This window comes from Streptomyces sp. 7R007 (assembly GCF_054850255.1).
In genome coordinates, this window is sequence record NZ_JBTWMV010000015.1 from 52,987 (window position 1) to 72,491 (window position 19,505).

Sequence of the window (19,505 nt, forward strand, 5' to 3'; positions counted from 1 at the left end):
AACCCGTCGCGGCGTGCCGAAGGCCCCGCCCGTACCGCACGGGCGGGGCCTTCGGCGTCGTACGACCGCCTACTTGAGCAGCGCCGGGATCGTTCCCTCGTGCGCCTCGCGCAGCTCCGCGAGGGACAGCTCGAACTCGCCCTGGAGCTCGACGGTGTCCCCGTCGACGACACCGATGCGGGTCACGGGCAGACCTCGCGCACCGCACATGTCGTTGAAGCGGACCTCCTCGGAGCGCGGCACGGCGACGACCGCGCGGCCCGCCGACTCGGAGAAGCAGAACGTGAAGGCGTCCAGCCCGTCCGGTACGACCAGCCGCGCGCCCTTGCCGCCCAGCAGCGCCGACTCCACGACCGCCTGGATCAGACCGCCGTCGGACAGGTCGTGCGCGGAGTCGATCATGCCGTCGCGGCTGGCGGCGATCAGGATCTCGCCGAGCAGGCGCTCGCGCTCCAGGTCGACCTTCGGGGGCAGTCCGCCGAGGTGGTCGTGGACGACCTGCGACCAGGCCGAACCGCCGAACTCCTCACGCGTGTCGCCGAGGAGGTACAGCAGCTGGCCCTCCTCCTGGAAGGCGACCGGGGTGCGCCGGGCCACGTCGTCGATGACGCCGAGGACGGCCACGACCGGGGTCGGGTGGATGGCGGCCTCGCCCGTCTGGTTGTAGAGCGAGACGTTGCCGCCGGTCACCGGGGTGCCGAGCTGCAGGCAGCCGTCCGCGAGACCTCGGATGGCCTCGGCGAACTGCCACATGACGGCCGGGTCCTCGGGCGAGCCGAAGTTCAGGCAGTCGGAGACGGCGAGCGGCCTGGCGCCGGTGGTGGCGACGTTGCGGTACGCCTCCGCGAGCGCCAGCTGCGCGCCGGTGTACGGGTCGAGCTTGGCGTACCGGCCGTTGCCGTCCGTCGCGATGGCGACGCCGAGGCCGCTCTCCTCGTCGATGCGGATCATGCCGGAGTCCTCCGGCTGGGCCAGCACCGTGTTGCCCTGCACGAAGTGGTCGTACTGCGAGGTGATCCACTTCTTGGACGCCTGGTTGGGCGAGGCCACCAGCTTCAGGACCTGGTCCTTCAGCTCCTCGCTCGTCTGCGGGCGCGGCAGCTTGTTCGCGTCGTCCGCCTGGAGCTCGTCCTGCCAGGACGGGCGGGCGTACGGGCGCTCGTAGACCGGGCCGTCGTGGGCGACGGTGCGCGGGTCGACGTCGACGATCTTGCCGCCGTGCCAGTAGATCTCCAGGCGGTCGCCGTCGGTCACCTCACCGATGACGGTGGCGATGACGTCCCACTTGTCGCAGATCTCCAGGAACCGCTCGACCTTCTCCGGCTCCACCACCGCGCACATGCGCTCCTGCGACTCGCTCATGAGGATCTCCTCGGGCGAGAGCGTGGAGTCGCGCAGGGGTACGTCGTCCAGGGTGACGCGCATGCCGCCGGAGCCGTTGGAGGCGAGCTCGGAGGTGGCGCAGGACAGACCGGCCGCGCCCAGGTCCTGGATGCCGACGACCAGCTTCTCCTTGAACGCCTCCAGGGTGCACTCGATGAGGAGCTTCTCCTGGAAGGGGTCGCCGACCTGCACGGCCGGGCGCTTCGACGGCTTGGCGTCGTCGAAGGTCTCGGAGGCGAGGATCGAGGCGCCGCCGATGCCGTCGCCGCCGGTCCGGGCGCCGTAGAGGATGACCTTGTTGCCCGCGCCGGACGCCTTCGCGAGGTGGATGTCCTCGTGCCGCATCACGCCGATGGCACCGGCGTTGACCAGCGGGTTGCCCTGGTAGCAGGCGTCGAAGACGACCTCGCCGCCGATGTTGGGCAGGCCCAGGCAGTTGCCGTAGCCGCCGATGCCGGCGACCACGCCCGGCAGGACGCGCTTGGTGTCGGGGTGGTCGGCCGCGCCGAACCGCAGCGGGTCGACCACGGCGACCGGGCGGGCGCCCATGGCGATGATGTCGCGGACGATGCCGCCGACACCGGTGGCCGCGCCCTGGTAGGGCTCGACGTACGACGGGTGGTTGTGCGACTCGACCTTGAAGGTGACCGCGTAGCCCTGGCCGACGTCGACGACGCCGGCGTTCTCGCCGATGCCGACGAGCAGCGCGTCGGACTGCGGGGCCTTCTCGCCGAACTGGCGCAGGTGCACCTTCGACGACTTGTACGAGCAGTGCTCGGACCACATGACGGAGTACATGGCGAGCTCGGCGCCGGTGGGTCGGCGGCCGAGGATCTCGACGATCCGCTCGTACTCGTCCTTCTTCAGGCCGAGTTCGGCCCAGGGCAGCTCGACGTCGGGGGTCGCGGCCGCGTGCTCGACCGTGTCCAGAGGCGTCCTGCTCATGCGTTGACCAGCTTCTTGAGGATCGAGGTGAAGAACGGCAGGCCGTCGGTGCGGCCCGTGCCGATCAGCGGCTCGGTGGCGTGCTCGGGGTGCGGCATGAGGCCCACGACGTTGCCGGCCTCGTTGGTGATGCCGGCGATGTCGTTGAGCGAGCCGTTCGGGTTGAAGTCCAGGTACCGGAAGGCGACGCGGCCCTCGGCCTCCAGCTTGTCCAGCGTGTACCGGTCGGCCACGTAGCGGCCGTCCATGTTCTTCAGCGGGATGTGGATCTCCTGGCCGGCCTCGTAGTCCACGGTCCAGGCCGTCTCCGCGTTCTCCACCCGCAGCTTCTGGTCGCGGCAGATGAAGTGCAGGTGGTCGTTGCCCAGCATGCCGCCCGGAAGGAGGTGGGCCTCGGTGAGGATCTGGAAGCCGTTGCAGATGCCGAGGACCGGGAGGCCGGCCTTCGCCTGCTCGATGACCGTCTCCATCACCGGCGAGAAGCGGGAGATGGCACCGGCCCGCAGATAGTCGCCGTAGGAGAAACCACCCGGGAGGACGACCGCGTCGACCTGGTGCAGGTCCTTGTCCTTGTGCCAGAGGGCGACCGGTTCGGCACCCGCGAGGCGGATCGCGCGCTGGGTGTCCCGGTCGTCGAGGCTGCCCGGGAAAGTGACGACGCCAATACGAGCGGTCACTTCGCGGCCTCCGCCACTTCGTCCACGCGAACGGTGAAGTCCTCGATCACGGTGTTCGCGAGGAAAGATTCCGCAAGATCGTGGATACGGGCGAGGGCGGCCTCGTCGACCGGCCCGTCAACTTCCAGTTCGAATCGCTTTCCCTGACGTACGTCCGAGATGCCGTCGAAACCCAGGCGCGGCAGCGCACGCTGGACCGCCTGGCCCTGGGGGTCGAGGATCTCCGGCTTGAGCATGACGTCGACTACGACGCGCGCCACTGGCACTCCTGGTGGTGTGGTGCTGAGCAGCTTCCCGCAGGGGGCTCTGCACTGTGGTTCTGCACTGTGGTTTCAGACTACCTGCCCCGAATTTCTACGCGGGTAGAGTTGTAGGAAGCTACGTGAGCGGGGTCACGATGTCCGTCCGGCAGGGGTCCTCCACGAAAAGTTACGGGAAAGATCCCCGTTCCGCCCACAACAGGTATTGCGCTCGGACACGCGGACAGATTTAGTCGGGCTTCACATTGCATTGCCGGGCACTGTACAAATGAATTGGCAATAGCCGATACTCGGCACGTCATCGCCGTTGAGCTGTATCGACGTGCCGTACGAAGGGACCGATATTCGTGGCGCAGAAAGTCGTGGTCACTCTCTTTGACGACATCGACGGCTCGGAAGCGGCGGAAACGATCGCCTTCGGACTCGACGGCAAGTCGTACGAGATCGACCTGAACCAAGCCAATGCCAGGAAACTGCGCAAGGCGCTCGCGCCCTACGTGGAGGCCGGCCGCAAGCGGTCCAGGTCCGGCAAGGCGTACCGGCAGACCGAGGTGGCCCCCGACCCGGCGGCCGTCCGGGCCTGGGCGCAGGCGAACAAGATGGACGTGCCCGCGCGCGGGCGGATCCCCAAGAAGGTCTACGAGGCCTTCAGCGCGGCGCAGTAGCCGCCGGCCGACGACCGGTCAGCCGCCCCTCGGCGAACCCGACTTGCGCTGCACCCCTCCGGGTCGGCTAGAGTCTGGAGCACGCCGAGGGGCCAGGCCGGAAGGCCAGCTCACGGAGTACATGCGGGTGTAGTTCAGTAGCAGAACATCCCCCTTCCAGGGGGAAGGCGCAGTGTGCAATTCCTGTCACCCGCTCTGCACCGCCGGTCCGGACCACTGCCGTGGATCGGGTAGGCTGGTGCTCGCACCGATCGGTGGGAGCCGGTCGGAGGCACTGCGGACGTAGCTCAGTTGGTAGAGCGCAACCTTGCCAAGGTTGAGGTCGCGAGTTCGAACCTCGTCGTCCGCTCATCGCATCGAAGGCCCTGGTCATCACGACCGGGGCCTTCGTCGTGTTGTGACCGTCACGCGCGCGGGCGTCCGGAGCGCCGCGCCGGGTGGGATATAGTTGCTTCCGCGCCACGGCGCACTGCGGACGTAGCTCAGTTGGTAGAGCGCAACCTTGCCAAGGTTGAGGTCGCGAGTTCGAGCCTCGTCGTCCGCTCCGTGAAGAAGCCCCCCGGCTGGTGCCGGGGGGCTTCGTTCTTGTCTGCCTACGACCAGGCCGTGCCCGTCAGCCGCTCGTACGCCTCCACGTACTTCGCCCGGGTCGCGTCCACGACCTCCTGCGGCAGCGCGGGCGGCGGCTGCTCGCTCCTGCGGTCCCAGCCGGACTCCGGCGAGGTCAGCCAGTCGCGCACGAACTGCTTGTCGTACGACGGCTGCGCGTGCCCCGGCTGCCAGCGGTCGGCCGGCCAGAAGCGGGAGGAGTCCGGGGTGAGCACCTCGTCGGCGATGACCAGCCGCTCGCCCTCGAAGCCGAACTCGAACTTGGTGTCCGCGAGGATGATCCCGCGGTCCCGGGCGACGTCCCGGCCGCGCGAGTACACCGCGAGGGTCGCCTGGCGCAGCCGGGCGGCGACATCGGCGCCGACCTGGCGGGCGACCTCCTCGTAGGAGACGTTCTCGTCGTGCTCGCCGACCGCGGCCTTGGTCGCCGGGGTGAAGATCGGGGCGGGCAGCTCGCTGCCGTCGACCAGGCCCTCGGGGAGGGCGAGGCCGCAGACCGTGCGGGAGTCGTTGTACTCGGCGAGGCCCGAGCCGGTGAGGTAGCCGCGGGCCACGCACTCCACCGGCACCATCTGGAGCGACTTGCAGACCATGACGCGGCCCGCCCAGTCGGCGGGGGCGCCCGCGGGCACGTCGGTGCTCAGCACGTGGCTGGGGATCAGGTCGGCGATCTGATCGAACCACCACAGGGACAGCTGGGTGAGGACGCGGCCCTTGTCGGGGATCTCGGTCGGCAGCACCCAGTCGAAAGCGGAGATGCGGTCGCTGGCGACCATCACGAGGTCGCCCGCCTCGTTCTGGTACAGCTCACGCACCTTGCCGGTGTGGAGGTGCACCAAGCCCGGGACCTGGATCGGCTCGGGCTTTTCTACGAATCCGGACACGGTTCCTCCCCGTGGTCGAAGCAGAAGGGGCGCCCGAAGGGCCCGAAGAGGGTGGTGGTGGGCGACGGGCGGGCCCAAGTGGCTCAATTCTCCCGTATGCCGGGAGTCGCCCTCGGGGCGGGGTCGCTGCGAAAGATGCGGTGACGTGGGCTTACGTGAGTTCAGTCACGTTTGCAGATGCGGTCCAGGAGATTGGCGGTGGCGCGCTGGATACGCGGGTCGACGTGGCCCGGGCGGTCCAGGGCCGGTGACCAGGCGAAGGTCCCGGACGCGAAGACCAGGGCGCCGGACGGGGCCCGGTACAGGGACGTCTCCTGGTGGCGCAGGACGCCGTCACAGTCGGTGTACGGGGAGTGCGCGAGCAGGATGCGGTCCTCGTGCTCGGGCAGCGGGGTACGCGGGAAGTAGCGGTCGGCCTCGCCGGCGACCAGGCCCTCGATGCCGTCGCCCTCCCGCGCGCCGGTCGCCTCCCACAGCCAGTGGTCGGCGTTGCGGACGATCAGGGGGTGCGGCTCGGGCACCCGGCCCGCGTACTGGATGCCGACCACCTCCTGCTCGGGGCGGTCTATCTCGCGCCACAGCACCGGTTTGCCGGGGCCCTTGCGCTTGCGGCAGGTCAGCAGGCGGTCGGGGACGCCGGATGGGGAAGGGCCCAACTCCACCTGCCAGTACATGGTGTTGGCGGACAGGAAGACGAGGGACGTGCCGTGTCCGCGGGCGAGCTCCACGACGCGGCGCATGCCGGCCGACCAGTACTCGTCGTGGCCGGGGAAGACCAGACCGCGGTAGCGGGTGGGGTCGACGCGTCCGGCGTGCAGGTCGCGGGCGTCGGCGTAGGCGAGGTCGTAGCCGTAGCGCTCGGCCCAGCGGATGAAGTCGTAGGCGTGGCCGACGTGGAGAGGGAGGCCGGAACCGGCGTACGGGCGGTCGAAGGAGACGGTGGTCGCCGCGTCGGCCTCGCCGAGGAGACGGCCCTGCTCGTCCCAGGCGTGGTAGAGGCTGGCGCCCGTGCGGCCGTCCTCCGGGTAGAGGTTGTACGCCTGCCAGGTCACGTCGGGCAGGAGCAGCAGCAGGTCCGCCGGGTGGTTGTCGCGGACCGTGAAGGGGATGTGGGAGCGGTAGCCGTCGGCGGTGGTCAGGACGGCCACGTACGCGCCGATGCTCCAGTAGCTGGGGATCTGCAGCCGCCAGGACAGCCACCAGTGGTGGCAGGAGACCGTGCGGTCGGCGGTGAGGGGCGGGGGCTGGACGATGCCGGAGAGGCGGGGACTGGTGGTGATCTTGGCGGCGCCGTCGCCGCCGTAGTGGCCGATGCGGTAGATGTCGACGCCGAACTCCTGGGGCGGGTCGACCGTGATGTGGAAGTCGAGGGCCTCGCCGGGGGCGACCGCGCCGGTGGAGACGAAGCCCTTGATCTGCCGGTGGACGTCGTCGGCCGAGCGGGGGCCTCCGGCGGCGGAGCGGGCGCGGGGGGCCGGGATGTGGGGGGCGTCCACGTACCAGGGGACGATCTGGCCGGTGTCGTCGAAGTACGTCTCGCTGCCGCGCAGCCAGGGCAGGGGGCCCTGTCCGAAGGGGTCGGTGACGGCGTGTGCCAGCGCTCCGGACTCCCAGCGGCGGATGTGCTCCGAGCCCATGGTCGCTCCCCTCCCTCGTGCCCCCGTTGACCACTGTCGTATGTCGCAAGCCCTTGCCATGTGCGCGTTCGGTCCCAGCACATCACATTGCGCATGCATGCTGTCACTATTCGTTGCGAATTGGCCGAAAGTGGAATGGCAGGTTCCGAGGCGGTGGGGCGATGCGGAGTGGGGGCGAGGTGAGGTGGGGCGGGGCGGGCGCCGGCTCAGACGAGGCGGACCGGTTTCTCGGGGCGTATGCCGGATTCCAGGAGCCAGTCGCGGAGGGGGGTCGGGTCGCCGTCTTCCACGAGGCTCAGGACACGGGGGGTCAGGTCCGCGGCGCGTTCGCCGTTGACGAGGAGGGAAGGGCCGTCGAGCCAGTCGAGACCGGGCGCGGCGCCGGCCGTGTCCATGGCCGCGCAGCAGACCATCGCGGTGACGTGGTCCGCCAGCAACTCGCGCGCGGTGCGCGGGGGTTGGAGCGGGAAGAGCGGGAGGGTGCCTTCGTCCCAGAGGGGGGCTTCGGCGGTGGGTTGGGGAGCGGGGGCGAGGGCGGAGGACTGAGCCGGGGCGGCTGCCTCGCGGGCCGCCTCCTCGCGGGCGAGCTCGGCGGAGAGGAGGGCGGCTAGGGCGGCCGCTCGCTCGTTCTCGACTTCGGGGTCGGTTTCGAGATCGCTTTCGAGGTCGGTTTCGAGGTCGGTTTCGAGGTCCGCTTGGACGTCGGCCTGGGCGCCGGCTTCAGAGGCGGGGGCGGGGGCGGAGTCGGTTTCGCCCGCGGCAGCGGAGGCGGTTACGGCCTCGGGGTCGACGTCGGGGGCGGCGTGGGCGGCGGCTTGGCGGGACGCGGAGTCGCCGGGGGCCGGCTCACCGGGTGCGGCGTCGGCAGACACAGGGTCGGCGGACGCGGTGGCGGCGGATGCGGTGGCGGCGGATGCGGTGGCGGCGGATGCGGTGGCGGCGGATGCGGTGGCGGCGGATGCGGTGGTGGCGGGTGGCAGGGACAGGTGGTCCAGGATGCGGGCCAGGGTGGGGCCGTCGGGGTCCGAGGGGCGGTGGACGCCCAGGGTGTCCAGGACGCGGTGGAGGCGGGCCGCGTCGGTACGCCACTTGCGGTCCACGACCTCGTCCGGGTACTCGTCCCAGTCCACCGGAGACCAGTCCGCCCCCGACTCGGCGGGGCCGCCGTGGAAGAGGCGGGCGGCGAGCAGGGAGGCGGCCTCGTCGACCGCGCCGGGCTCTTCGAGCAGGTCACAGGCGGGGCGCTCGCCGAGGCGGGAGGCGAAACCCTCGGCCAGCCGGTCCCGGCGGGACAGCTCGGTCAGCGCGGCCACCACACCCGCGTCCAGCCGGGACGGCCAGCGGCCCATCCGCCAGGCCGGCAGCGCGACCCGGGTCAGCAGCCTGTCCCAGCCCGCGTACGCCAGGCCCACCTGCTCCTGGGCGACGATGCGCAGGCCGTAGTCCACAGCCTGTGCACGCTCGGCGGCGGCCGCCGCGACCCCGCGCTCCATCTGCGTCGCGTGCTCCCGGCAGCTGCGCAGCAGGAACCGGGCCACCCAGCCGAGGCCGGCGCAGACCGCTCGGGTCAGCGGGCAGCGGCCGGGCGTGGCGGAGACGGCCACCGCGGCGTCCAGACCCCGCACGAAACGGCGGGCCGCGGCTATGTCCGGGTGCGCCGAGGGTCCCGTACCGGCGACGACCGGGGCCAGGACGGCGCGCAGCTCGCCCACGCGCATCCACCACAGGAACGGGGAGCCGATGACCAGGACGGGAGCGGCCGGGGTACGGCGGTGCGGGCCGCGTACGCCTGCCATCTCGTCCCGGTCCGGGACGCCGTCCCGGTCGGTCCGCGGGACGAGGGCTGGCGGGCCGTGGGCCGGATGGGTGCGGTCCTCCAGCCAGCTGTCGCAGTCCGGGGTGAGGGCTATCGCGGACGGGGCGGGGACGTCGAGGCGGTCGGCCAGGTCGCGCACCATCCGGTACAGGTCCGGGGCGGAATCCTCCGGGATCGTGACCGTCGGGGTCACGGCCGGGCGGGCGCGGGCGACGACCAGCGCGATGCCGCCGGCGGCCAGCAGCACGAGGACGGCGACCGGCGTCACCGCCCAGCGGGCGGCGTGCCAGAACGGGCCCACGAGGTGCCTGGTGGAGCCGCCCGCCAGCAGCACCACGGCGACGGCCGCGGGCAGCAGGGCCACGGCCAGCGCGCGGCTGCGGATGCGCAGCACGGCGAGGGCCCTGGCGCGCGCTGCCTGCGCGCCCGCCTCCGCACCCATACCGGTACCGGTCACGAGCCGACCCACCCCCTCCCTCGCTGTTCTGGCCGCCCGGCTGTCCTGGCGTTGCTCACTCCCCCACTGTGGCACCCACGACTGACATCGCAATGCCGGTGAGCCAAGTGCCGGAACGCTTGCGCCGCACCCTAGTTGGGGCCCAGGGGCCCGTCAGCCGGATGGGGCATCGGTCACTCGATGGAATGGCTTTGGTCAAAGGTGGATGACGGACAGCGAAGATCAGGCCCGGATTTTTGACCGGGATTCCAACGATCGGTGCGGGCGTCGGCGGCGGGACACGGCAGCGGGCCCCGGTTCCGAAGACGGATCCGGGGCCCGTGAGGTTCATCCGGCCGGAGGGCGGCCGGGGAGGGCGACGTGCGGCGGGCGGGGCCTGCTCAGGCGCCCGCGGTCTTCGCCGCCTTCGCCGCGATGTCGGTGCGGTGCTGGGAGCCGTCCAGGTGGATGCGGGACACGGCCTTGTAGGCGCGGTCGCGGGCCTCGGCGAGATCCTCGCCCGTCGCCGTGACGGACAGGACGCGGCCGCCGGCGCTGACGACCGTGTCGCCGTCGCGCTTCGTCCCGGCGTGCAGGACGTAGGCGTGCGGGGCATCCTGGGCGGCCACCTCGTCGAGTCCGGTGATCGGGTCGCCGGTGCGCGGGGTGCCGGGGTAGTTGTGCGAGGCGACGACCACCGTCACCGCGGCGTCGCCGCTCCAGCGCAGCGGCTCAAGGTCGGCGAGGGTGCCGTTGGCGGCGGCGAGCAGGACGCCGGCCAGCGGGGTCTTCAGGCGGGCGAGGACGACCTGGGTCTCCGGGTCGCCGAAACGGGCGTTGAACTCGATGACCCGTACGCCACGGGAGGTGATCGCCAGACCGGCGTACAGCAGACCGGAGAACGGGGTCCCCCGGTGGCGCATCTCGTCGACGGTGGGCTGGAGGACCGTCTGCAGGACCTCGTCCACCAGCTTGGGGTCGGCCCACGGCAGCGGGGAGTACGCGCCCATGCCGCCGGTGTTCGGGCCCTCGTCGCCGTCGAGGGCGCGCTTGAAGTCCTGGGCGGGCTGGAGCGGGACGACGGTGACGCCGTCGGTGATCGCGAAGAGGGAGACCTCGGGGCCGTCCAGGAACTCCTCGATGACCACGCGCTCACAGCCGGCGGCGTGCGCCTTGGCGGCGTCGAGGTCGCCGGTCACGACGACGCCCTTGCCGGCCGCGAGACCGTCGTCCTTGACGACGTAGGGGGCACCGAAGGCGTCGAGGGCCTCGGCGACCTCGGCGGCGTTGGTGCAAACATACGAACGTGCCGTCGGCACCCCGGCCGCCGCCATCACGTCCTTCGCGAAGGCCTTGGACCCCTCCAGCCGGGCCGCCTCCTTGGAGGGGCCGAAGACGGGGATGCCCGCCTCGCGCACGGCGTCGGCGACCCCGGCGACGAGCGGCGCCTCCGGGCCGACGACGACCAGTTCGGCGCCGACTTCCCTGGCCAGCGCGGATACGGCGGTGCCGTCCAGGGCGTCGACCTGGTGCAGCTCGGCGACCTCGGCGATGCCGGCGTTGCCGGGGGCGCAGTGCAGCGCGGTGACGTCGGGGTCGAGGGACAGAGAGCGGCACAGGGCGTGTTCGCGGGCGCCGCTGCCGATGACGAGGACCTTCACGGGGGTCAGCCTACGGGGTGCGGGGGTTGTGCGATCCTCCAAGGGGCGCCGATGCTGCTGCACGCCTCCGCCACTCGCACCTGTTCGCTCGTTACCCGTCCCTCGTCCCTCGTTCCTCGTCACTCGTTCGAGAACTCCTCCACCACCGTCGCCCCCAGCTCACGGACGATGAGTTCGTGGCCGGAGAGGGCCGACTCGTTGAGGTCGGGGTCGTCGTCCTCGGGGATGTCGTCCTCGATGGAGACCGGGGGCGACTGCTCCGGGGCGGACGGGGACTGCGGTGTCGGCGACGGAGCCGGCGTGGAGGGTGCCGGGGCCGCAGAAGGAGGTGGCGTGGGTGCGGCGGCCGGTGGGGTCGCCGGACGCGGGGCCGACGTACCGCCTCCGTACCCGCCGTTTCCTCCGTACCCGCCGCTTCCGCCGTACCCCCCGTTGCCTCCGTTCCCGCCGTTGAAGCCGGACGGGCCGCCAGGGGCCGGTGGGGCGGAGCCGCCGCCGGACGGGTCGACGATCGCCTCGATCTTCCACTGCACGTTGAACTGCTCGGCCAGCGCCTGACGCAGCACGTCCTCGCTGCCGCTGCTCGCGAAGTTGTCGCGGGCGCCGGCGTTGACGAAGCCGAGTTGCAGGGTCGTGCCGTCGAAGCCGGCCACCTGGGCGTTCTGGCTGAGCAGGATCCAGGTGAAGCGGCGGCGGTTCTTGACCGCCTCCAGGATGTTCGGCCAGAGCATGCGGGGGTCGAGGCCACCGGCCGGAGGGGCGTAGGCGGCCGCGGCGGGGGCGGACGCGGGCGCGGGTGCCGGAGTGGGCTGCGACGAGGTGGGCGCCGAGGGTGCCGGCGGTGTGCCGGGGGCGGTGGGGGGATGCCCGGCACCGGCCGGGGTCGCCGTGGGCCAGCCGCCGGGTCGCCGACCGGTGCCGACGGGGGCCGCGGTGGGCCAGGCGCCGGGGCCGGAGGGCTGGGTGGGCGCGGGAGGGGGCGGGGACTGGGGCGCCTGCTCGACGGGCGGGGCGGCCATGGGCGGGGCGACGTCGGGCGCCGGGGGCGTGGCCGGGCCGGCGGGCGGGGCCGGGGGTGCCGTATGCCCGTTCCCACCGGGCGCACCTGTGCCCGCACCCGGGCCTACACCTGTGCCCGCTCCCGCACCCGGGCCTACACCTGTGCCCGCTCCCGCTGCGCCCGCTCCCGCCCCGGCAGCCGGGCCGGCACCCTGCCCGGTCCCCGAGGCGCGCACTGCCGCCCGGGCCGCGGCGGGCCCACCACCGGGGGGCACCGGAGCACCACCCGCCGGCATCGGAGCACCACCGGGCGGCACCGGAGCACCACCGTGCATGCCGCCAGCCGTCACGGCGCCACCCGCATGCGCCTCCGGCCCCGGGACGTACCCCATGGCCGGCATGGTGCCGCCGCCGGAGAAGTTGACACCGCGCTCGATGCGATCGAGGCGGGCCATCACGGAGCGTTCGTCGCCGTAGGCGGCCGGGAGGAGGACGCGCGCGCAGATCAGTTCCAGCTGGAGGCGGGGTGAGGTGGCGCCCCGCATCTCGGTGAGGCCCTCGTTGACGAGGTCGGCGGCACGGCTGAGCTCGGCGGCGCCGAAGGTGCCGGCCTGGGCCTGCATGCGTTCGACGACGTCGGCGGGGGCGTCGATGAGCTGCTTCTCCACGGCGTCCGGGACGGCCGCGAGGATCACCAGGTCGCGCAGCCGCTCCAGCAGGTCGGCGACGAAGCGGCGGGGGTCGTTGCCGCCCTCGATGACACGGTCGACGACCTCGAAGGCGGCGGCGCCGTCGCCGGTGGCGAAGGCCTCGACTACGGAGTCGAGGAGGGAGCCGTCCGTGTAGCCGAGGAGGGAGGTGGCCATGGCATACGTCACACCCTCCTCGCGCGCGCCGGCGAGCAGCTGGTCCATGACGGACATGGAGTCACGCACGGATCCGGCGCCGGCGCGCACGACGAGGGGCAGGACGCTGTCCTCGACCGGGATGTTCTCCTTCTGGCACACCTCGGCGAGGTAGTCCCGCAGGGTGCCCGGCGGCACGAGCCGGAAGGGGTAATGGTGGGTCCGCGACCGGATCGTCCCGATGACCTTCTCGGGCTCGGTGGTGGCGAAGATGAACTTGAGGTGCTCCGGGGGCTCCTCGACGACCTTCAGCAGCGCGTTGAAACCGGCCGACGTGACCATGTGGGCCTCGTCGATGATGTAGATCTTGTAACGGCTGCCGGCGGGCCCGAAGAAGGCCTTCTCGCGCAGCTCGCGGGCGTCGTCCACACCACCGTGGGAGGCGGCGTCGATCTCGATGACGTCGATGGAGCCGGGGCCGTTGCGCGCGAGGTCCCGGCAGGACTGGCACTCGCCACAGGGGGTCGGTGTGGGGCCCTGCTCGCAGTTCAGGCAGCGGGCGAGGATACGGGCACTGGTCGTCTTGCCGCATCCGCGCGGGCCGCTGAACAGGTACGCGTGATTGACCCGGTTGTTCCGCAGCGCCTGCTGCAGCGGGTCGGTGACATGCTCCTGCCCGATGACCTCCGCGAAGGTCTCCGGGCGATAGCGGCGGTACAGCGCGAGAGACGACACGCATACGAGGTTATAGGCGCCCACTGACATCGGGCCCCGCGCACGAGCCGCACCGGCCCCACCCACGCAAGCGCCCCCCACGCACCCGCCAGAGCCAACCTACCCTTGCTGCCTTCCGGCCCTGGGGGAGTTCAGTCAGATAGCGCCGCGTGAGGGGCTGCGGCAAGAGTACCCGACGTCGGGGCAGGGAACGAGTTCGCGAGCACTCCTCTCGGTCATGTAATGTTTCCGGCGGAGGATTCGCCTAGAGGCCTAGGGCGCACGCTTGGAAAGCGTGTTGGGGGCAACCCCTCACGAGTTCGAATCTCGTATCCTCCGCCAGTGCCTCACCGGGCACGATGTCGAAGGGCCCCACCGTTCGCGGTGGGGCCCTTCGACGTTGTCCGTCTTCCACGGCAGGGTTCCGGTGCCGTGCATGCAGCGGGCACGCATGCGTGCCGCTCCCCCGGGCTCCCAGCCCATGGTCGCGGCGGTGTGGCGAGCGTCATGGAGACGGCCGTCTCGTACGCCTGCGTCCCGCAGCAGCCGCTTCCAGGTGTGGAAGTCGGTGTTCGGACTGAGAGGGCCGCCGGTCGGGGAGGCGAAGACGTATCCCTTGTCCTGCCAGTCGGTACCGGCGGCGATCCGGTCCCTCTCCTGCCCTCCCGGTGCTGACGAAGGAGCTTGATCAGCGGGTCGGGCAAGCCGATCGTGCGACGTCCGGCACGGGTCTTCGGCAGAGAGCGAACGCATGCGGGGAGACCTCACTCCGAGCCGTGTCAAGGAGCAGTGGACGAGCTGGCGGGGCCGCGCGATCGAACCCCTCGTCCGGGAATCCCTCGCCCGTCTCCTGCCGGACGGTCTCCTGCCCGCCGCTCCGGCGATCGGCGGCTACTGGACCCGCAGCAACGACGTCGAGATCGACTTGGTGGGCGCCGGCCGACAGCCGGTGGCCAAGCAGTTGCTGTTTCTCGGCTCGGTCAAGTGGCTGGAGAACTCCGCCTTCGACAGCCACGACCTGGCCGCGCTCCGGAAGCACCGGGCGGCGGTCACCGACGAGCCGGTGCCGAGCGTGGCGGTCTCCCGCAGCGGGGTCGGTTGTTGCGGCCTCCAGGCGGCCACGGCCCCGACGAACCGCTCACCGCCTGGCGCAAGGTGTGAGCAGGGCCGGGCTTCCGTGCCGGCAGCAGTCGAACCCTGGGACGAACATGTGGAAAGCACAGGGTGAGACTCGTCCGGGGCAGCCTCGGTCTCATGGGGCCGGGAGGTGGGCGGTTGCCGTCTTGTAGGTGGCCGCGCGGTCTGGAGGGAGGAGCCGGGAGACGCGGACGAGCACGGTGCCGTGGACGTAGTCGTATTCGGCGAGGGCCGGCTGGGATTCGGTGACGCCCGCGACGTAGGCGGCCCGCGCCTTCGCGTCCGAGGCGTTCGCGAACACCTCGATGGCACCGCCGCGCTCGACGTCGCCGGGCGCGGCTCCCGTGACCTCGTCGGCGGGGACGAAGCTGTCCGAGAAGGTGACCTTCGAGGTGTACTCGTCCGGTCGGCCGAGCAGGTGGTCCGGGTCGCTGCCGGCGGTGACCGTGCCGGTCAGGGTGGCCGTGGTCACGGTGCGGGACAGCTGCCGGAACGCTGTCTGCGCCGTCAGGGGTGCGGAGGGGGCGGCCGGGGCCCCCGCGTGGGGCGCGGTGGGGCCTGCCTGGCTGCCGCAGGCGCTCAGCGCGGCGAGCATGGCGGCGCCTGCGGCCGTGGTGCGGATTCTGTGCATGCGGCGATGGTGTCGGCCGGCGACGCCCCATACGGCTGTGTAGCCGACTCGTGACGCTGTGTTCTAAGGCTGGCGGTACGGACGGTGATTATCGGGCGGGTACGAAAGCGGCCTGTCGCGAAAGCGACCTACCCGAGCCGGATTCGTCCAGGCAAGGACAACCGCCGCACTGCCCGGCTCCCGGCTTTCACCATGTACTCCACTACAGGGGGACCTGGGGGGTGCCATGGCTGATGGCCTGGGCCGTGCCGACCATGCCGACGAGCGCCTGTCGTCGGGTGCCTCGCCCGGTTACGGGATCGACGTGCTCGGCACAGTCGACAGACCGGTACGGAACACGATCGTCCGGGTGTTGGTGGCGCCGCTGATCGTGGGGCTGTTGCTTGCCGTTCATCCGTGGACCTTCGCCTCGGGCACGGCCCAGGGGCCGGGAGCCGGCGACTCACAGACCTACCCGAAGAACGACGACTACGGCGTGAGCGAGCCGACGGACACCCCGGCGGACCAGGCCACACCTGACGACCTCACGCAGGCCACGAACCTGGACTCCCTCATCCAGCAGTCGGCGGCGGCCCGGGAGAGCGTGACCGAAGCCGTCGCCGACGCCGCCCAGTGCGGTACCGGGCCGGGTCTCGACAGCGACATCACCGCGTTCCAGGACGCGGCACAGACTCGATCGAGTCTCGCCCAGCAGGCCACCGCCCTCGACATGAGTGCCGTCGAGGGCGGCAGCGACGCCGCCTCCTTGCTGGCCACGGCGCTCACGGACTCCGCGACGGCGGATGACGACTTCGCCGACTGGGCCACGTCGCTTCGCGACGACGGGTGTGATCCGTCCACCGCGACCGGGCAGTCCGCCTACACGGACGCCGAGGCGCAGAGCGAGACCGTGACGAGTGAGAAGGAGTCGTTCCTCTCGGTCTGGAGCCCGCTCGCGTCGCAGTACGCGCTGACGGACTGGACTGCCGATCAGTTCTGACACCCCCCCCCAGGCGGCGCCCGTGTGGCGCCCGATCGCCGAGGACAGGACACGACGCAGATGAACGGAGTCTTCCCTCCCGAGCCCGTCGGACCGGACGACGGCCACGACGTCGCGCCAGGTGCCACGCATGCCGTTGCGGCGTCGCACGCCACCAGTGAGGTGACCCGGCTGCTCAGTGCCGGCGCGCACACCGACCCCCCGTTCGCCAAGGCCGTGGTGAGCGAACTGGTCGACAATCGGCAGCGTTTCGCCGCCCCGGCCTACGGCTATGACGCGGCGACGGTGCTCGGTCACGCCCTGGCCGCTCGGGAAAGGCGCCGCCGCAGGACCGTCGCCGTCGCCGTGTGCATCGCGCAGTGGCTGGCGTTCGGAGTGGTGGGCGGCGCCACGAGCCTCGGAGCCACGGCGTTCTGGATCACCTCGGTCATCGGGGTGTGGGGCGTGTGGGCGGCCTGTTTCGTCGAGCGTCTCGTCGTCCGCCAAGTGCTGCTCGTCCACCTCGGACGCCGTCGGCACCCCGGCGCCCCCGTCGGCTTCACCGGCGTCGCCCCCGTCGTCCAGCCCGGCGACGTGGAGACGTACCGGGAGATCCGCCGTGAGCAGGACGCCTCCGCCGGTGTCGTCTACTACAGCGGATACGCGCCGTTCGTCGGAGCGGGACGGCCGGTCAGGCGATGGTCGTTCGCCTGCCTGCTCGACGGCGTGGACGAGGACCCGTCGTCCCGGCTGCCGGGCTCGACCGTCACCCGTCCGCCGCGTCGGCCGGCCGGGGAGTTCACGGCGGAGGAACTCACCTCCCACCTCGAGCGGCGGCTGCGCAGCGACCTGTTGACGGAGGTCGTCGCGGAGGATCACCGGTTGCGCGGTCTGGAGGTGAGCAGGCGTTTCTACGCCAAGGCCATCTCCCGCCAACCGCCCGACCCCGCCCAGCGCATCGACGAGTTCACGCGCGCACGGTCGGTCTCGGACGACCATTACGCCGCCGGCCGCGAGTACCTGATGGTGCGCGTCGGCTCGTGGGCGCAGGAGCTCGGCACCTCGGTCTTCCTGAACGTCGACCTCAAAGGCCGCATGCTCTACACGCAGTTCCACGCCTACCGGCTGCTGCCGATCAAGGCCGGGTTCCATCACGTGGACGCGTTGCCCGACCGGATCACGTCCGCCACGGTGTGGGGGCTGGCCGGGAAGGCCGTGGGCGACACCCTGGGCGGGATCGTGGACGGCCTCGGCTGGACGGTCGGACTGCCGCTGAAGCTCTACCACGCCCTGCGCGACACCGACCGGTCACCGAAGGCCGCTCAGGCCGACCACGTCGACGAGGCGTCCGGACTGGTCGACTGGGGCGCCCGGGTCAGCGTGCGCGAACTCGGTGCGGCGGATGGCTTCCGGCACTTCTTCCAGGAGATGGACGACGAGAAGTTCGTCAAGATCATCGAGCGGCGCACGCTGGAGGTCATCCTCGAGTTCCTCGAGAAGCACGGCGTCGACACCACGGAGTACCGCGCCTTTCAGTCCCAGGCGCTCAACGTCGGAATCCTGCAGACCGGCGGCGGAACGATCGTGAGCAACGGCGTGACGTCGGTCGGAACCGCGTCCCAGGCGACGGGAGACGGCCACACCGACCGGCGGAAGCCCCCGGCGTGAGCCCGTGAGCGGAAGTCACGAACAGACGTCGGAAAAAGGGGAGTCGGGAACAAGGAGGCGCATGGTCATGGGCGGCGACTACAACATCGGCATCTTCCAGAGCGGCACCGGACAGATCCACAGCTCCGGGCCCATCGCGGTCGGCAAGGGCGCGTCGGCGACCGGTCACCAGGGCGACGCGGCGCGGGAGGTCACGCCGGAGGAGGCGCTACGGCTCCTGCGGCAGCTGCTCGCCGAGCACGCGGCGAGCCTTCCGGACGCCGAGCGCGCCCAGGCACGCGGCGAACTCGCCGAGCTGAGCGACCAGCTCGCCGCCGGCGAACCGGATCCCGGACGGCTGGCCGGCGCGCTGCACCGGCTGGCCGCGGCCGTGGGCTCCGTGACGGTGCTGGCGACGGCCGCGGAGAAGCTGAGGGAGGCCGTGGGTCACTTGCTGGGGTGACCCCGCCGTCCCGCCAGCGCCGCCACCCCTCCCACCCCCACGACGACGGCGAGGGTTCCGAAGCCGTAGGTGAGGGTGGTGAGGGAGGCGACCGCGGCGATCAGGAGGGGGCCGCCCGCGTCGCCGAGTTCGCGGCCCAGTTCCGCGCTGCCCATGGTCTGGCCGAGGCGTTCCGTGGGGGTGCTCGCGGCGAGGGCGGCGAAGCCGAGGGGGGTGATCAGGCCCGTGCCGGCGCCCGTCAGGGCCGCGCCGAGGAGGATGCCGGTCAGGCCCGGCAGCATCGCGCAGGCCAGGCCCGCGGCGGTGATCAGCAGGCCGGTCGCCAGACCGGTACGGGTCGTCAGGCGGCCCTCGTCCCGTGCCCGGCCCGTCCGGGGCTGGACCACGGCCGCGCAGGCCGCCAGGACCGAGACCGCGGCGCCCGTGGCCACCGTGCCGAGGCCGGCCGCGCGGCCCGAGACCGGCAGGAAGCCCACCCCGGCCGACAGGGCCGCCGTCGCCGCGGCCAGGGCGGCGGTGGGGCCGAGGAACACCGGGTCGGCCAGGCGGCGGGCCAGGTCCAGCACCGTCTGCCGGGTCTTGGGCAGGGGCGCTACGACGGGTACGGCGAGCGCGGCCCACACGGCGACCGACGCGCCCAGCGCGGCGAGCACCGCGAACAGCAGCCGCAGGCCGCCGGCCCACACCAGGAGGCCGCCGAGGAGCGGGCCGAGCGTGTAGCCGACCGACTTGTGGAAGCCGTAACTGCCGAAGGCGCGGCCGTGTCGGGCCGCCGGGTTGAGGCGGGCGACCAGTGCGGAGGCCGACGGCGAGAAGGCGGAGGCCGCGGCGCCCTGGCCGAGGCGGGCGGCCCAGAGCCAGCCGGGGCTGTCGGCGACGACGTAGAGCGCGGAGGCGGCGGCGAAGGCCACGAGGCCGCCGAGCAGGACGGGGCGGGGGCCGACGCGGTCGGCGAGGGTGCCGAAGAGGGGCTTGAGCAGGACCTCGGCGCCGTCGTAGAGCGCGAGCAGTCCGCCCAGGACGAGGAGCGACGTGACCGCGTCGTCGGCGTGCGCGCCGAGGTTCGCCGCGATGCCGTGCGCCCCGAAGGCGGTCGTGAACCCGGCGGCGTACAGCGGCCACATCGCCCGTCGCGACG

Annotated in this window: 14 protein-coding genes, 4 tRNA genes, 1 other RNA gene and 2 pseudogenes; 9 read left to right on the top strand and 12 right to left on the bottom strand. The window is 72.0% G+C overall.

What is annotated here, in order from left to right; translation table 11 throughout:
- Nucleotides 1-69 precede the first annotated feature (69 nt).
- The 3 genes from purL to purS are packed head-to-tail and all read right to left on the bottom strand — an operon-like array spanning nt 70 to nt 3,265.
- A complete protein-coding gene (gene purL, locus ACYF6T_RS20865; protein ID WP_461698305.1) occupies nt 70-2,328 on the bottom strand; it encodes a phosphoribosylformylglycinamidine synthase subunit PurL in 2,259 nt (752 codons plus the stop codon).
- Nucleotides 2,325-3,005: a phosphoribosylformylglycinamidine synthase subunit PurQ gene (gene purQ / locus ACYF6T_RS20870; protein ID WP_200699670.1), complete on the bottom strand. Its 681-nt coding sequence runs from the start codon at nt 3,003-3,005 to the stop codon at nt 2,325-2,327. Before purQ ends, purL begins: the two co-directional genes overlap by 4 nt.
- Nucleotides 3,002-3,265 carry a phosphoribosylformylglycinamidine synthase subunit PurS gene (purS, locus tag ACYF6T_RS20875; RefSeq protein ID WP_266770661.1) on the bottom strand — a complete coding sequence of 88 codons (264 nt, stop codon included), beginning with the start codon at nt 3,263-3,265 and terminating at the stop codon, nt 3,002-3,004. The genes purQ and purS overlap by 4 nt, the downstream gene beginning before the upstream one ends.
- 347 nt (nt 3,266-3,612) lie before the next feature.
- On the opposite strand from purS, the gene ACYF6T_RS20880 reads away from it, so the two are divergent.
- The 4 genes from ACYF6T_RS20880 to ACYF6T_RS20895 all read left to right on the top strand — a co-directional run bounded on the left by ACYF6T_RS20880 (nt 3,613) and on the right by ACYF6T_RS20895 (nt 4,474).
- Nucleotides 3,613-3,930, top strand: coding sequence for a histone-like nucleoid-structuring protein Lsr2 (locus ACYF6T_RS20880; RefSeq protein ID WP_461698306.1), 318 nt, complete (start codon nt 3,613-3,615; stop codon nt 3,928-3,930).
- Nucleotides 3,931-4,053: 123 nt separating this feature from the next.
- A tRNA-Gly gene (locus ACYF6T_RS20885) sits at nt 4,054-4,125 on the top strand.
- Between the two features lie 81 nt (nt 4,126-4,206).
- Nucleotides 4,207-4,279, top strand: a tRNA-Gly gene (locus tag ACYF6T_RS20890).
- Nucleotides 4,280-4,401: 122 nt separating this feature from the next.
- A tRNA-Gly gene (locus tag ACYF6T_RS20895) sits at nt 4,402-4,474 on the top strand.
- A 49-nt stretch (nt 4,475-4,523) separates the two neighbouring features.
- Here ACYF6T_RS20895 and ACYF6T_RS20900 read toward each other — a convergent pair.
- The 6 genes from ACYF6T_RS20900 to ffs form a co-directional block, all read right to left on the bottom strand.
- Nucleotides 4,524-5,423, bottom strand: a complete 900-nt coding sequence (locus ACYF6T_RS20900; protein WP_461698307.1) for a phosphoribosylaminoimidazolesuccinocarboxamide synthase — start codon at nt 5,421-5,423, stop codon at nt 4,524-4,526.
- A gap of 161 nt (nt 5,424-5,584) precedes the next feature.
- Nucleotides 5,585-7,060 (bottom strand): N,N-dimethylformamidase beta subunit family domain-containing protein, encoded by a 1,476-nt coding sequence (locus ACYF6T_RS20905; protein WP_461698308.1) that lies wholly within the window; start codon nt 7,058-7,060, stop codon nt 5,585-5,587.
- Between the two features lie 206 nt (nt 7,061-7,266).
- Nucleotides 7,267-9,318, bottom strand: coding sequence for a hypothetical protein (locus ACYF6T_RS20910; protein WP_461698454.1), 2,052 nt, complete (start codon nt 9,316-9,318; stop codon nt 7,267-7,269).
- A 395-nt stretch (nt 9,319-9,713) separates the two neighbouring features.
- Nucleotides 9,714-10,973, bottom strand: coding sequence for a phosphoribosylamine--glycine ligase (gene purD / locus ACYF6T_RS20915; protein WP_461698309.1), 1,260 nt, complete (start codon nt 10,971-10,973; stop codon nt 9,714-9,716).
- A gap of 119 nt (nt 10,974-11,092) precedes the next feature.
- Nucleotides 11,093-13,552: a DNA polymerase III subunit gamma and tau gene (locus ACYF6T_RS20920; RefSeq protein WP_461698310.1), complete on the bottom strand. Its 2,460-nt coding sequence runs from the start codon at nt 13,550-13,552 to the stop codon at nt 11,093-11,095.
- A 63-nt stretch (nt 13,553-13,615) separates the two neighbouring features.
- An RNA gene (gene ffs, locus ACYF6T_RS20925) (signal recognition particle sRNA small type) lies at nt 13,616-13,714 on the bottom strand.
- A gap of 71 nt (nt 13,715-13,785) precedes the next feature.
- Between ffs and ACYF6T_RS20930 the strand changes: the two genes are divergently transcribed.
- Nucleotides 13,786-13,873, top strand: a tRNA-Ser gene (locus ACYF6T_RS20930).
- Here ACYF6T_RS20930 and ACYF6T_RS20935 read toward each other — a convergent pair.
- A pseudogene (locus ACYF6T_RS20935) lies at nt 13,844-14,265 on the bottom strand (site-specific integrase); the annotation flags it as partial. The gene ACYF6T_RS20930 and the pseudogene ACYF6T_RS20935 sit on opposite strands and share 30 nt — an antisense overlap.
- A 2-nt stretch (nt 14,266-14,267) precedes the next feature.
- Between ACYF6T_RS20935 and ACYF6T_RS20940 the strand changes: the two are divergent.
- A pseudogene (locus ACYF6T_RS20940) lies at nt 14,268-14,692 on the top strand (DUF234 domain-containing protein); the annotation flags it as partial.
- 91 nt (nt 14,693-14,783) lie between these two features.
- On the opposite strand, the gene ACYF6T_RS20945 reads toward ACYF6T_RS20940, so the two are convergent.
- Complete coding sequence (locus ACYF6T_RS20945) at nt 14,784-15,299, bottom strand: hypothetical protein (protein WP_461698311.1); 516 nt, start codon at nt 15,297-15,299, stop codon at nt 14,784-14,786.
- A 226-nt stretch (nt 15,300-15,525) separates the two neighbouring features.
- On the opposite strand from ACYF6T_RS20945, the gene ACYF6T_RS20950 reads away from it, so the two are divergent.
- The 3 genes from ACYF6T_RS20950 (at nt 15,526) to ACYF6T_RS20960 (ending at nt 18,367) form a co-directional block, all read left to right on the top strand.
- Nucleotides 15,526-16,278 (top strand): hypothetical protein, encoded by a 753-nt coding sequence (locus ACYF6T_RS20950; protein ID WP_461698312.1) that lies wholly within the window; start codon nt 15,526-15,528, stop codon nt 16,276-16,278.
- 60 nt (nt 16,279-16,338) lie between these two features.
- A complete protein-coding gene (locus ACYF6T_RS20955) occupies nt 16,339-17,925 on the top strand; it encodes a hypothetical protein (protein ID WP_461698313.1) in 1,587 nt (528 codons plus the stop codon).
- A gap of 67 nt (nt 17,926-17,992) precedes the next feature.
- Complete coding sequence (locus tag ACYF6T_RS20960; RefSeq protein WP_461698314.1) at nt 17,993-18,367, top strand: DUF5955 family protein; 375 nt, start codon at nt 17,993-17,995, stop codon at nt 18,365-18,367.
- Here ACYF6T_RS20960 and ACYF6T_RS20965 read toward each other — a convergent pair.
- Nucleotides 18,352-19,491, bottom strand: a complete 1,140-nt coding sequence (locus tag ACYF6T_RS20965) for an MFS transporter (RefSeq protein ID WP_461698455.1) — start codon at nt 19,489-19,491, stop codon at nt 18,352-18,354. The two genes, ACYF6T_RS20960 and ACYF6T_RS20965, sit on opposite strands and share 16 nt — an antisense overlap.
- Nucleotides 19,492-19,505: the final 14 nt, after the last annotated feature.